Origin of the sequence: Nonomuraea sp. NPDC005650 (assembly GCF_040605375.1) — a bacterium.
Lineage (GTDB): Bacteria > Actinomycetota > Actinomycetes > Streptosporangiales > Streptosporangiaceae > Nonomuraea.
The window spans coordinates 422,227-435,797 of the sequence record NZ_JBEXCR010000002.1 but is presented as its reverse complement, the minus strand read 5'-3'; the positions used below and the strand labels follow the sequence as shown (position 1 = coordinate 435,797).

At 64.7% G+C, this 13,571-nt stretch carries 11 protein-coding genes; 5 read left to right on the top strand and 6 right to left on the bottom strand.

Annotated features, from left to right (window positions below):
• Position 1 precedes the first annotated feature (1 nt).
• The gene (locus ABZS69_RS04830) at positions 2-421 is read right to left on the bottom strand and encodes a MarR family winged helix-turn-helix transcriptional regulator (RefSeq protein ID WP_355366513.1); all 420 of its coding nucleotides are present in this window, start codon (positions 419-421) and stop codon (positions 2-4) included.
• An 81-nt stretch (positions 422-502) separates the two neighbouring features.
• Here ABZS69_RS04830 and ABZS69_RS04825 point away from each other — a divergent pair, with 81 nt between their 5' ends.
• From ABZS69_RS04825 to ABZS69_RS04810, 4 genes are all read left to right on the top strand, one after another.
• Positions 503-1,318, top strand: coding sequence for an SDR family oxidoreductase (locus ABZS69_RS04825; RefSeq protein ID WP_355366510.1), 816 nt, complete (start codon positions 503-505; stop codon positions 1,316-1,318).
• 334 nt (positions 1,319-1,652) lie between these two features.
• Entirely contained in the window at positions 1,653-1,784 is a 132-nt protein-coding gene (locus ABZS69_RS04820) for a hypothetical protein (RefSeq protein ID WP_355366507.1), read from the top strand.
• 46 nt (positions 1,785-1,830) lie between these two features.
• Positions 1,831-2,214 carry a hypothetical protein gene (locus tag ABZS69_RS04815; protein ID WP_355366505.1) on the top strand — a complete coding sequence of 128 codons (384 nt, stop codon included), beginning with the start codon at positions 1,831-1,833 and terminating at the stop codon, positions 2,212-2,214.
• 837 nt (positions 2,215-3,051) lie between these two features.
• A complete protein-coding gene (locus tag ABZS69_RS04810) occupies positions 3,052-5,163 on the top strand; it encodes a hypothetical protein (protein WP_355366502.1) in 2,112 nt (703 codons plus the stop codon).
• 174 nt (positions 5,164-5,337) lie between these two features.
• Here ABZS69_RS04810 and ABZS69_RS04805 read toward each other — a convergent pair whose 3' ends face one another.
• The 5 genes from ABZS69_RS04805 to ABZS69_RS04785 form a co-directional block, all read right to left on the bottom strand.
• The gene (locus ABZS69_RS04805) at positions 5,338-6,669 is read right to left on the bottom strand and encodes a DUF4407 domain-containing protein (RefSeq protein WP_355366499.1); all 1,332 of its coding nucleotides are present in this window, start codon (positions 6,667-6,669) and stop codon (positions 5,338-5,340) included.
• Positions 6,662-7,786: a hypothetical protein gene (locus ABZS69_RS04800; RefSeq protein WP_355366496.1), complete on the bottom strand. Its 1,125-nt coding sequence runs from the start codon at positions 7,784-7,786 to the stop codon at positions 6,662-6,664. Before ABZS69_RS04800 ends, ABZS69_RS04805 begins: the two co-directional genes overlap by 8 nt.
• Positions 7,783-9,819: a hypothetical protein gene (locus ABZS69_RS04795; protein ID WP_355366493.1), complete on the bottom strand. Its 2,037-nt coding sequence runs from the start codon at positions 9,817-9,819 to the stop codon at positions 7,783-7,785. The genes ABZS69_RS04800 and ABZS69_RS04795 overlap by 4 nt, the downstream gene beginning before the upstream one ends.
• Positions 9,803-10,729, bottom strand: a complete 927-nt coding sequence (locus ABZS69_RS04790; RefSeq protein ID WP_355366490.1) for a hypothetical protein — start codon at positions 10,727-10,729, stop codon at positions 9,803-9,805. Before ABZS69_RS04790 ends, ABZS69_RS04795 begins: the two co-directional genes overlap by 17 nt.
• Before the next feature lie 105 nt (positions 10,730-10,834).
• Positions 10,835-11,503 carry a Crp/Fnr family transcriptional regulator gene (locus ABZS69_RS04785; RefSeq protein WP_355366487.1) on the bottom strand — a complete coding sequence of 223 codons (669 nt, stop codon included), beginning with the start codon at positions 11,501-11,503 and terminating at the stop codon, positions 10,835-10,837.
• A gap of 1,137 nt (positions 11,504-12,640) precedes the next feature.
• Between ABZS69_RS04785 and ABZS69_RS04780 the strand changes: the two genes are divergently transcribed.
• Positions 12,641-13,345, top strand: a complete 705-nt coding sequence (locus tag ABZS69_RS04780; RefSeq protein WP_355366484.1) for a helix-turn-helix transcriptional regulator — start codon at positions 12,641-12,643, stop codon at positions 13,343-13,345.
• Positions 13,346-13,571: the final 226 nt, after the last annotated feature.

Here is a 13,571-nt window from a genome sequence, read left to right as displayed (position 1 = left end):
GTCAGCCGGAGCGGACGGCGCGCTCCAGCAGGACCATGAGCTGCCGCAGCTCGTCGCGGTTCAACACCGCCAGCGGGGTCTTCTCCAGCGCCGTCCGGACCAGTTCGTCGCGAACCTCGCGGCCCTTGGCGGTCAGGACCAGGACGCGGGAGCGGCGGTCGGCCGGGTCCACGGCGCGCTCCACCAGCCCCCGGTCGGCGAGCTGGTTGGTGATGAAGGTCAGGTTGGGGGCGTTGCAGTACAGGCGCTCGGTCATCACCTTCATCGAGGGTGGCGGCTCGGCCGGGTCGATGGCCCACAGCGCCTGGAACGTCGCCGGTGTCAGGGCGTGCCTGGCCAGCGCCTGCCCGATCAGGTCGTTGGTCCGCATCCAGATGTCGTGGGTCGCGGCGACCACCGCGGTGAGCTCGGGCGTGGTCATGCCGCCATCCTACCGGTGTTTCGAGTCTCGAAGGATCGTGCTAGCGTCAATGCTTCGAGACTTGAAGCACTGGAGGATGTTGTGGCCGACGACTATCGCGGCGTCACCGCGCTCGTCACGGGCGCGTCCAAGGGGCTGGGGCGGGCGTACGCGCTGGAGCTGACGCGCCGGGGAGCACGGGTGATCCTGCTGGCCCGTTCGGACGGGAGCCTGCGGGAGCTCGCCGCACACATTCGGGAACGGCACGGCAGGTCGGACGCCGAGGTCATCACCGGTGACCTCGCCGCTCCGGATGGTCCCGAGCAGGTCCTGAGGGAGCTGCGTGACCGCGGCCTGACCGTCGATCTGCTGCTCAACAACGCCGGCGCGGGCAGCGCGGGCCCGTTCCTCGGCCGCCCGCTCGAGCCGCAACTGCGCTCCGTCGGGCTCAACGTCGTCGGTCTGATCGCGCTGACCCACGCGATCGGGGCCGAACTGGTCGCCCGCGGCTCCGGCGGCATCATCAACATCTCGTCCACCGCGGCCTTCCAGCCCATGCCCTACCAGGCCAGCTATGCCGCGACCAAGGCTTTCGTGCTCTCCTTCACCGAGGCGCTGGCCGAGGAACTGCGCGGCACCGGCGTCCACGTCATGGCCGCGCACCCCGGCGCGATCGCGACCGGTTTCTTCGACGGCACCTCGGCCACGATCGACTCCCGGGTCGCCGACGCGCCGGCCACCGTCGCGGCCCGCACGCTGGACGACTACGCCCGTCGGCGCCCGGTGTCCTACCCGGGCCGGGCCGTGAACCGGGCCCTGACCTGGCCCGCGCGCCTGCTGCCGCGCACCGTCGTCGCGCGGATCGCCGGCGACTTCAACCGCCGGCTCCACCTGCACGAAGTCGTCGACCTCACCTAGCAATCCGGCGACGACCAGTCCTTGGTATTTGTGCTGCGTCTTATCGGAGGGGCCGTGGAGGAAGACGGTGATCTGGATGGGTCGTCGGTGACCCGCTCCTCGGCTCACGCACGAGCGGGCGTTCGAGCTGTCGTCAGAGTGCTCTCCCCGGCCCGGCTATCGGGGACTCGGTTCGCCTCGCCTGGCCCTCAGACTGAACACCGCTCGGAATACCGGCCTGGGTGAGAAGGCGCAGCGCCGCCGCTGACCCGGTGCCGGCTACGACGCCGACAGTGGACGCCGGCTCTGGTACGCAAACCTGAACAAGGTCGCGAATGACGGCAAGCAGCATCTCGTGTCCGACGTGACGATCGCGCCGAACGGCACGGCGGACGCCGTCGACGAGCTCTCCCCGACGGTCTTGCGCATCGACCGCCGCGGACGGGCCTCCGCCCTCCTGCGCGACGACTGCTGGCCGGGGATCTGAGAATCCCGGACTTCCTGGACAACGTGGGCATGAGCGCCGTCGTAGGATGCCCGGCAACATCCTCATCGTTGCGAAGGCCGACGGCAGCCTGGTGCGGGTGCCGATCGACCACCCCGAACAGGCCTCCAAGGTCCGGCTCTCCACGAACCTCAAGGCCCTCACCGCGGGCATCTGGGTCCTGCCGACGGGGTCGATCGTCGCGATCAGCAGTGGACTGCTCAGCGGGAAGGCCTCCGTCGTGCAGCGGGTTCGCCCTGGCCGTCACTGGAAGTCCGCCACCGTCTCGATCACCGCCACTGCCGCGGACCCGTCAGCTGCGCCGTCACGGTCGGCCCCCGAGGCACGACCTACGCGCAGCGGCGGCCTGGCCACCCTGCTGGCAGGCAAGCCGAACGACGGCTTCACGCTGCGCCCGGTCAACGTGCGCTGACCCGCACTACCGGTCGGGTCCGCCTCTTTCCCCGGACCGGGTTCCAAAGAAACACCGGCCCGCGCCACCTTGCCCACCGTCATCCCTGGCGCCCGCGAACATGTCTGAGCTGTACACCACCAAGCCCTGTCGACCGGCGACAGCCGCAATGGCCACGTACGGTCCCTCGACGGCGTCCTGGACGAAGCCCTCGCGATCCGGAAGGACCTGGGCGGCCCCGGCGGCGACAAGACCAACCCGGAGCAGCTCTTCGCCGCTGGATACGCCGCCTGATTCACAACGGACTTCGCCTGGTCGCGAAGGAGATGGAAGTCGAACTGCCCGAGTTGAGCGTGCAGTCGAAGGTGAGCCTGCTCCCGACGGGGACCGGCGGTTTCGCGCCGTGTCGCCGACAGCAGCCCACCGAACGTCCATGGCCCACTGCTATGCCCAGTCCAATACATCGCATACGTGTGATTTAAGCATTTCTTCCTGCCTGCCTGGCTGAGTGAACGGCCGGGCGCATATTTTGCGAACCGCGGTGGAGCCATGAGCCATTCCGAGCGTAGACACGAGGGTGCGACTCTGCATCGAGTGGACAACGAGATCGACCTTGCGCGGTACGGCACGGGCTGCAGAGGGTTCCGTCCTATCCAGTGGTGGCTAGACGTGTGCTGTCTGAGACTGCAGGCCGCCGACACTGTCGGCCGTCCAATCGGGATGCGGCATAGATTTATCGCACTTACCGGCTCACCGTGATGTGCGATAGCCGTACCCTGTCAGAAGATTCCTCGCCCTGGGGAGGGTTGAATCCTTGCTGAGCCAAGGCTGACAACTGAACATAGAAAGGTGTGCCGTATGTCCTTCGCCGAGGAGATTATGCCGATCTTCCGCGCCGCTCTAGAGGTGCTGCGTGAGGCCGGGGGCCGGATGCCGCCCAGCGCGGTGCGCGAAGCGGTTTCCAGGCGCGTTGACATACCACGTGACCTGCAGCGTCCTGATGCACATGGCGAGGTCCGCTGGTGGACCCAGGTAAGTTTCCGCACAGGCGAGGCGGCGTCCCTGGGATGGATGGCCAAAAGGAACGGCTGGTCGATCACCAGCGGCGGAGCCAAGGCGCTGGAAGACTTTCCGGGCGTTGCCATCTATCAGGAGTTGCAACGCCAGTATCGTGAACGGCGGCTCTTCAGAGCAGGCGATTTTCCAGGCGCCTTCGAGCAATATCAACGCAATCTCGGCTACGCCCGACAGCTCGTGCACGGCGGTCGCAATTTGGAAAGGTTGGGCGTCGGCGCCTTCGACGTCACTGATCTCTACCGGGCGGCATGGACCCAGGCCGTCGCGGCCCTTGACCATTGGGTTACTCAAGAGATCATTGATCGGGCAGTGGCCCTGGCGCAGAGGCCAGGAGCCCCACGTCCGAACAATTTCAGCAAGCTGTCCATGCCGGTCGAGCTGGTGGAGAAAGTACACCGTAACGCCGAGCCGTTGGAAGACGCGTTTCGTGCCGCGCTGGAACGGTTCTTCGAGTTCAAAACATTTCAGCATCCGGACAAGATCGCGGAGGGCTTCTCCCATGTCAGCAAGGTCAGGCTGTGGAAGGTCGTCGCCGACAAGCTGACTGATCAGGACCCGAGCGAGCCGGTTGCGGCCGACGAGGTACGCACGCAGCTCACCGAGATCGCTAGGCGCCGGAACAACATCGCGCACACTGCCGACCACGACCCGGACAGCTTCCGTCGTAAGAAGAGGATCACTGTGCGGGAGGCCGAGCAAACCATCGATGTGCTCGAGTCGGTTGCGATCGCGATACTCCAGGCGCTCGGCGACCTGCCGCCGGCCACGGATCACAGTGTCCCCCCAGCCGAGGCCGGCTTCCTGGGGGCTACTCCAGCCCAGACTGACGCGAAGCGTAGGGGCGTGATCCGGGGCCTGTCGAAATGGACCGAGGAGAGCTTTCTCCACGCCCTCGACGAGTACTGTCCTCCTGACGTGGCCGACGCACTCCTCGCCGTTTACCGGCATGCGGAGAGCCATCCAGCCTTCCGAGGCTATTACTTCGGGGAAGGCGCCCATCCCTCAGTCACTGCCTGGTTCAGTACCGGCCAGGACGAGGCAGCGATGTGGAGCATCTATACCGGCGTAAGCAAGTCGGTGCTGTCGATCAATTTCGAGTGGATGCGCAACAGGGGTGTGCCGGTGGATCGCCTGGAGCGACTCGCCCATGCCCTCTCCGTACTTCCTGGATGGGCGGGTTTGCCGGCGCAACTTGCGGCTGCCAACTACGCGAAGAGGCCGTCCTCCATACCAGTTGCCCTGGCACGGCCGGACGCCTCCAAGATCATCCTCCGGGCGCTGAACGACCTGCTGGCCGCAGACGCGTCGCCTCGAGCATGGATGGTGCGCGGTGGTCGTGAGGGGGAGCGTGAGGTGCGAGCGTTGGAAGAGGGATTAATCGTCATCGGCTGGCATGAGGTGGGGGACCTCAGCCGTTTTTCAAATCGAGACGAGCTGGCCGAGGCCCTTCGCAACGCTTTCCCGACGGCCAGTCCCAATGTCATCGCCAACTGGAAGGGACAGCTCTGGAGATTCGCCACCGAGCTCCAACGAGGAGACCTGGTGGTCATGCCGCTCAGATCACGCCCCGGCCACATCGCCATCGGCGAAGTCACCGGGCCCTATGAACACCTTCCGCACGAGCCTGTCAAATTCCAGCAGGTGCGGAAGGTCGGTTGGCTCCGTCGGGATGTGCCGCTTGATGCGGTCAAGGACGACCTGCGCGCCAGCTTGAGCTCGCTGCTCACGATATGCAGACTGGCTCAAAATGAGGCCGCGCGCCGGATCGCCACGATGGCCACAACCGGGACCGACCCCGGCATGACAGAGGAGGATGCTGTCAGCGTCGATAAGTCGCCGGAAGAGGCGGCCTTGGAGCCTGACGGCGATCCGCAGCCGCCCGGCGGCAGATGACAAGGGAGCCGTCACTGCGGCGGTATGAGGTCTAACCCTCACAGAGACGGCGGGTTGATGGACGGTGCCTGTTCGCTCCAGCCCTCGGAACCTGATGGACCTCGGCGAGGGTGCCGCTGGAGGCGCGTACGGCTGCATGGCTGCAGAGTGCGTTCAGGCAATTCGTGCCGGTCGTTATCGTTGCGTGGGCATCGAGGCCATGAAGGTACGGGCGAGGCGGTCGATCTCATCGTCCCTTGAGGCCTCATCGACGCGCTGGTCTCGGTCGATTCGGCCGCGTTCGGCCTTCAGCCGGCGCTCCTCGTCGCGCAGCCTGATCTCGTACTCGCCGGTCCTCTGCCGGGTGGTGAAGTTCAGTTCGGCCTCGTGACAGGCCGAGCCCGCGCGGAGCTCCTGAGTGAGAAGGCGGTCGTACTCGGTCTTGCCGTTCAGCATCTTCGAGATGATCGGCATGCAGTCGAGTAGGACGAAGATGATGCGCAACAACCAGTGTGCGAAGTTGACCATGCCGCTCTGGCCTGCGACTGTACCCAAGGCCTCCCATCGCTCAAGCAGGCCGATGTCGGAGTAGGCCCGCTCCTTCTCCTGGAGGTGCTCGGCCTTTTTCTTGCTGAGAGTTGCCGTGCGGTCCGCTTCGGCGCTGGCGAGATTGGCCGTGAGTGAGTCGATCTCGCCCTTTAGCCTCGCCACCCGCGCCTGCTGCTGGGGGATGTCATGGTTGGCGAGGAAGGTGTTGAGTTCGTTTTTTCGGGCCCTGCACTCGGGTCCGTTGCCCGGCACGCCCGTGGTCCGGTTCGGGACCTTGACGCCATAACACTCCCGGTCGCGGCGTCCCTCCAGAGTCCCAAGCCGTTCTTTGTCCGCTGCCAGCCGATCTTCCTCGGCCTTGAGGACGCTTTGCCTCTGTGCGATGTTGCCGTCGATGGTGAGTGCCTTGTTGCCCCCGTCAACGAGATAGCCGGTGCAGTCGATGCCCGTGGGTGCCGCCCCTCTCAGAGGGTTGCATTGCTCGTACCGGCTCTCCGCCAGACCGATTGCCTGAACACGCTCCACCATGATCTGCCGGTCGAGTCGCTCCTGGAAGATCTTCAGAGTCAGTGGCTCGGCGATGAAGACGCCGATGACGACGGCGAGGGCGAGCCGGATCAGGACGTTGCCCCAGCGTGACCAGCCGTCATTGTCGCCGTGGAGGCTGGTGATCAGGAATCGGTCGACGTTGGCGATGATCAGGCCCCACAGCACCGCCACCGGCACCAGGTACAGCGGGGACGCTTGCGAGAGAAGCGTAAGCGCGCCCAGCATGGAGGCGCCTGCGATGAGCGCGGTGCTGACCACGACTCCGCCGAGGCTGGTGTAGCGGGAACGTTCCTGCGGGACACTTGCGAGGATCTTCTCGTCGACTCCGGTGAACCGGCGCAGGAACGCACCGGGAGTGAGCTGTCTCCGGCGCCGGGGGTGCCGTCCGTGCTGTTCGGCCGTCTTGGCTCCGTGGAGGATGTCAACCACGGACGTCCTCCTCCATGAAGAAATCGTCGTCGGTGTCGCCCGCCGTCACCTCGGCGCGGGCCTCGTATGTAGGTTCTTCGAGGTCCTTCACCTCCGCCTCAGGCTCGTCGTCGTCGAAGGTGGCAAGCAGTTCCTTGCCGGTTGTCTCGTTGAACAGGCCCTGGGCAATCGCCGTCCGGACGACGTCGGCCCGGGCGCGGGCCTGAACGACTTGCAACTCGTGCTCTTGCTGGATCCCGCGCTGGATGGTGCTGTATTCCCGGTCGCTCAGGGCGGCGTAACGGTCGGCGACTTGCTGTTCGTTGAGACCGCGAACGGTGGCGTACAGGCCATCGGCCGCGCCAGGACCGCTGTTCAGGAAGTCCTTGATCTGCGTGGCCTCGGTGATCTGCTGATCCCGGTCGAGAGCCGACTCCTGCCGGGTGAAGTCGTTGGCGCTGTGGCTCTTGGCCTGCAGATACTCCTGCTCGTCGAAGTCGAAGTCACGGTCGAGCTTGCGCTTGGCGTCGCGGAGGCCGTGTTCGCCCTGGATGTTGTGCAGGTTGGTCTCGTAGCGCCGTCGCCCCTGGGCGATCTCGTCGGGGGGACGCACGTCGAGGCCGGCGAACTCGGCTGACATGCCGGGCAGCACACACGGCACCAGGGTCGTGTAAGCCTTCACCTGGGCATGCACGATCGTCCACAACTCGTGGACATTGTGCAGCCCGTAGCTTCGACCGAGTTCGAAGAGCTTGTGGTAGGCCCGGATGTAGGTGACCAGGTGCTCGGTGACGTCGGTAAGGCCGGCGCGCACCACCTCGATCGGTTCGTCGACCGTGCAGCGGAACTGCACTGCGACCGTGAAGTCGTGGGCGCCGGAGGAGTTGATCGACACGTCGATTGTCACTGGTTGGTCCTTGGCCACGTCCACGACGCTGACGCTGTCGCCGTGCAGCACGTGCGGTTCGTCACCGCGCAGCCGCCGGTCGCCCAGCACGAACGTACCGTCGTACTCGAAGACGAGCCGCTGGTGTGGGAGCTGGCGGGGCAGACTGGAGATCGGGCGCCGGGGTTTGCTCAGGAACCCTTGCTTGGCGACAGGATCAAGGGGGATCTGGCTGATCACGGGGTAGCTCACGGACGCTTTCCAATGGTGTCGAGGGACAGTACAGCCGGGTTCAAGAAGATCCGGAGCAGCGACAGGAGAAGCTCCAGCCGGTTCTCGTCGGCGTTGCGGGAGATGGCGTAACGCCGCAGGTCATGGGCCAGCAGCGGCCGTTCCTTCGCAGGGAGCGCCTCCACGAGCGCTGCGAACAGGGCACGGACACGGTCGCGGTCATCGTCGTCGCGCTCGTCGAAGGCGCAGACGGCGTCGTACAGGGCGGCCAGTGCATCCTTGCGGTGAGGGCGCGTGACCAGTACCGCGGACCAAAGTTTGGCGAGGGGAGCAGCTGATTCAGGGCAACTGCGCAGGTGAACGGTGACTGTGGGCATTCTGACGCCGTCTGCGCGAGCCGACAAGACACTCAAGATCGCCCGAATCAGCGGGTCGATCGCACGGCCGATCCGTCTGTCGTTGCTGATCTGACGCGCAAACCGGTCGAGCATCGGGAGGGCATTGCCGGTGGCCTCGGTCAGTGCTGTAAAGAGACGGGCCAGTGCAATCTCCGCATGCCGGACAGGCTTCTCGCTGTCTCTGATCTGTAGCCAAAGCATCCGGGCCGCTTCCAGCGGGAACCGGATGCCCAGCTCACCGGACCAGGCAAGGCTGGCGGTGAATCTGGGTCTGGCGGCGGATGCTCTCGTCCACGAGGCGACCGTACGCAGAACCTCCGGACGGGTCGTCTCGTCCAGGCACAACCATGAGATGGCCATCGCGGCGGTGGCCTGGCTGCGCATGACGCCGCTTCCGCGGGCCCATGGGGTGAGAAAGGTGCTTTCGACGTACGAGTAGTCCGCGACGGAGGCCAGAATCGCCACCCCCCTGGCGATCCCTGCCTGTGCGCTGGGATTGTCGCGTAGAGTGGCGCACTCATGTAGCCATTCGGTGACCGGGTCCCACAACCGCATGCCGTGCAGTTGGTACAGCTCCCGCATCACATGTGTTCGGTGGCCATCGACCCTGAACTCCAGCCTGCGTCCCGGTGACAGACTGAAGAGCGAGCCCTCTGCCACCCGGAGCTGGCGGCGGCTCGGCATTGGATCATCCGCCGAGATGGCATCCGCCTCTTCCACCTCGATACCGGCGATGGACTCCAGCCGGGCGAGCAGCGACTCGAAGCCGCTTTCGGGGAGGCCGGCGGTGAAGGCCATGGCGACCATCTCGAGGAGCTCACCTCGAGTACGCGGGCCATCGAACCAGGCGACCACGTCGCGCCGTCCGGCGGACTCCAGCTTGCCGAGCGCTTTGTCCAGCGGAACCCCCGCGGCCAGGTCACGCGCCAGTGTCACCACGTCGGTCATGGCATGGTCGGCGGTGATTCGAGTGGCGGCCTCGTCAGCGACGTCGGGCGCCACCTGGTGAGCCAGCAGGACGTCGCGGGCCGGCGGCGGTAGCCAGGAGATCTGGTCTTCTTCGGGCAGCGAAGCGGCCGTTCCCGTGATCACCAGGTGGGCCCCGGCATCGCGCACTCGGCGCCTGATCTCCCGTACGTGAAAGTCGGCGATGCTCCCGTCAGCGTCGTCCTTGGGCCAGTCGCACAGCAAATAGCCGTGAGCCTTCCGGTATTCGCGGGCGGCCAGTTTCTCCAGCGTGTGGGCTGGGCTGAGTTCCACCACCACCTCGTGCCGCCCCCCGACGAAGTCGTGAAGCAGATTGAGCGCCGCCGTCCGGCGGCCAGTGCCGGCATTGCCGATCAAGGCCACCATGTTGCAGCTCCCCAACTGTTCGGCGGCGGCCTTGTAGCTGGCGTGGCGGACGTAGCAGGTGCGGGCCTCCGCCATCTCGTGCGGGGATACGGGTCCGGACGTGCGGCGAGACTTGGGGCGGGAACCCGAGATGCCGAAAGAGGCTCCCCCAATGTTGCCGTGGATGTGGTTGATGACGGTCTGGACCTGGGAGACCTGCGCGAAAATTTTGTCCGTCGCCTCGGCCTGATCAGTCAAATCGACCGGCGTGGCTTCCTCGCCGATCAGGACTCCCTCGGCCGGCGAGTCAGTTTCGGATGCCAAAGTTGATCTCCTCACCGGAAATGGGGGCGGTGATCAGGTTGACGGTCATCTGCTCGGAGTTGAACTGCTGCGCGAACTGCTCCGCGGCGGCGTCGACACGCACCAGCTTCTCCAGGGACTCCAGTAGGTCGTTGCGCGACTCCGGGTTGGCCGGTCGGCCCTGCTCGGACCGGAACTCCTTGATCTTTGCGAGCAGTTTCCGGGCACCGCCGAGCCCGGTCTCGGTGCCATAGGCGCCGAGACGTTCGAGGGCGCCACCAGCGATCAGCGCCCACAGAGTGTCGGCGACCTCAGGCAAGTTGTCCATGTCGAGAGTTCCTTTCTGATCCAGGTCTTCTGAGGGAATCCACATCCAGGCGATCTCGGTGCGCTCCTTGGTCGGCACTTCCAGCCGGGTGAAGGACTCTGGTCGGTAGGAGGTGTGGAGCTGTCGGACGACGTCCTCGTAGAGCCGATCGGTGAGGATCAGCACCAGATCGGCGCGTGGGTTCACCTTCAGAGCGGTACGGGCGGCCTTCGCGTCGAGCAGCCGGCAGGTGGTCACCACGACCTGGCCGACGAAGCCCATCGCGCCACGTTTCACGACCCCGTGGCCGATAGAGATGCGTATCCGCAGGCGGGCGTCGTCCCGACGTTCGCGATTGTGGTCGTGGAGCGCCTTGCGTACGCGGCGGACCAGGTCGTCGATGACCCGGAGCTCGGGCTCCCCTTCGGGGAGGACGATGACCTCACCGTCGCCGGCTTCCTGGCGGGTCCAGGTTTCGCGGCGCAGGCCGGCCTCTCGTGCGCCGCGGTCCATGACCTGCGCCAGACCCGACTGGATCGAGTCGTGCCGTAGATCATCGCCGCGGCCGTATCCCTCCGCGTCGACCGCCATGACCAAGCGGCGGCTGAAATCAGAATCAAGCATCACGTCACCTTGTGTGTGCGGGAAAGATCGACCGGAGCGGTCGGGGAGATCGCCGGGGATAGAGTCTGGCGAAGATCGCTTCGTCCCAAGACGTACCAGTACGCTCTACCGGAAGTTGGCCATGCCGATCGGGTCGATGACGATCTTTCGGCGATGACTCGGGTCGATCAGGTTGAGGTCCTTGAAACGTCGGACGGCTTTGAAGACGGCGTCCTTTCTGGCCCCGACAAGATTGGCGATCTCCTCATGGGTGAGATCGACTCCGAGGTCGCGTTTGCCGTCTATCCGGTCGATTCCGTGTCGGCTTGCGATTTCCACGAGCACGTTCGCGACCCGTACGGGCACGCTGAACTGGGCAAAGTCAGTTCTTCTCCGGTTGGCCCAGTCGAGTCGGTCAGCGATCATTCTGGCCAGTGCATTCCATGCCGCCGGGTGGCGATCGAGGAAGTCGGTGAACGCCTGTGCGCGGATGACGTGCACCAACATCGGACTGCACGTGGTCACCATGGCTGCTCGGGGCTGTCTTCGCAGAGCAGCCAGTTCGCCGACCACGTCGCCGCTGACGCGGATGCCCAGCATGGCCGCCCCGCCCGATTCCAAGTAGGCCATCACCTTCACACACGCCGTGAGCCGCTGACCTGGAATAGACCTCAGTAGATAGACCTCGGACGTCTCTCGATCTCCTTGATATATGAGTGGCTCGCCAGCCCTTCGCTGGGACGACGGCGCGAGGGCCAGAAGTTCCGTCCGTTCCTCCGGGCTGAGTCTGTCCATAAAGGTGCCAATGGGCCACCTGGTCGGAGGCTGATCATTTATCACGGGTGATGTGCCTTGAGTCATTGATGTGAAGCTATTGGAAGCTACACCCTGAAACACTCAGGAGTCAGATTTGAATAGTGTTCAGACTGTGAGTTTATGGCCGTTTGCCCGGCTGCCCCCGAAAAAGGGAGCCGAAATTCTGGGCGAACGGAACAATGTTCCCTGCGATTGGCGTCAGGCTGACATGACGTCAGGCTCTGGTGGCCAGTCGTGCTGGTTCCGGACCACGATCATCCTGTTGGGGAGGCATTCGCGCCAGGACCTCAGGCAAGAACTGAGAGCCTGAGGACAGGTCTGGCCGGCGCAGGTGCCGGCGTCAGCCAGACGGACGTCGAGAGATGGCGTCCACCAGAGGCACGTTCTGGGAATGTGCCCTCTCGCGACGGATGATGTGATCGGAAGCACTATCGGCGACGCGTCGACCAGCCTGGGCGTTGACGACCCACAACAAGTGCATATCGACGTCTACATGTCACCGATCCGCTGGACGAGTCGCTACGGACCGCAGATATAGTTCACCTCAGATCCTTTCTTCTGAGTCGCGTCGAGACCGACTCCCGCAGTTTGCGGGTCTGGAGAGGGGACATCGGCCTGGCTGGGTCCGAGAGTTGCAGCTCTCGGGCGACCCGCCGGGCCGTCCCCCTTTCTGGGGCATGCCTCACTTCATGACCAAAGCTCACCTCTTGGTCATTCCGTAGATCTCGGGCTAGCTTACACCGCTTGGCGCCCCCTCGGATGCGTGTCAACTTCCGCACGCGCAACTTCTGCTGGATACGAGGTTGCGCCGAATAATCCTCTAGACGGCCGTCTGGACACCCGGCTCAGCGGGCACGTATCCGCACGTGGACAGGCATGCCCAATGGTTTCCGTCAAGGACTTCGATCGGCGTGTCGCCTCAGTGTCCGAAGGCTTGCGTTTGAATCAGTGTCCAGCTGGCGAGCACCTGCGGAATGAGCCGCATGTTGATCAATTGCGTATCAAGATGTGCGATGACTATGGTGCAGTTGCGTACGACGACAGAGATGTGGGAGTCGATCAGTGAGTTCCAGTAGCACTAGCGAAGAGACTTCCTTCTCCTCATGGCTAGCTCAAATGGCACGAGCCATGGGCTATCCAACCGACGCGTCCCTGGCGGAAGCTCTTGAGATCAGCCCCTCCACGATTTTGCGGTGGAGGCGAGGCAGCCGACCCTCAGTCGAGCATCTGGCGAAGTTGAGCGGCATCCTTGGTGTACGCCTGGAAGGGCTCCTGGCCTTGGCGGGGCACGTGAGCCCTGGTGTCTTTGATACCAGGGCGGACCTGCCGGAGCCGCCCTCCCCCATCACTGAGACAGTCCGTCGTATCACTGACTCACCTCTGAGTGACGAGTCCAAGGACGCGCTCATCAAGTACTGGAATGAGCGCCTCGCGGAAGAGCGAGCCCTGGTATACGAGTTGATCCGGATCCTGGATGGCGCCGAACGCGGCGAAGTCGACGTGGTCGATGACCTTGCCACGATTCTCCGCCTGGCCTCTCAACCAGAGCTCTCCTCGCACCTGGTGGAGTTGCTCAAGCGCGTCACGGGAATTCTCCACGGATCCAAGCCGAGGAGCCGCCGGCGTCGCGCAGTTGGGAACGAGGTGCGGTTCGTGCTCCGGCCCACGGCGGCGGGTCGCGTTCGATTTGAAGTCATCAACCCCGATGGGAGCATAGTCGCATTCGGTGATGAGTTCGATACCTCAGAGGACGCGGTCCGGCAACTTGAGCGCCATCTCGGCGTCGAACTCGACGATGTTCAACTGCTCAGGGAGTTGTAGGGCACAGGGGCTTACGTGGACACCGGCAAGCACCAGTTCGGACAGGGTCACGGCGCGGGATGGGATTCGGCCCGCCACCAGCAAGGTGCGTATCCTCCTTGCTGCCGGCGGCAGGGCGCACTGAGCGGGTGCGGCCATCGTGCATCAGCTCGTGCAGGAACGCGCCGGTCTTGAGACGGCGCCGTTGTCCATCAGGACCAGGTACGCGGCAAGAGCCAGGAGATGA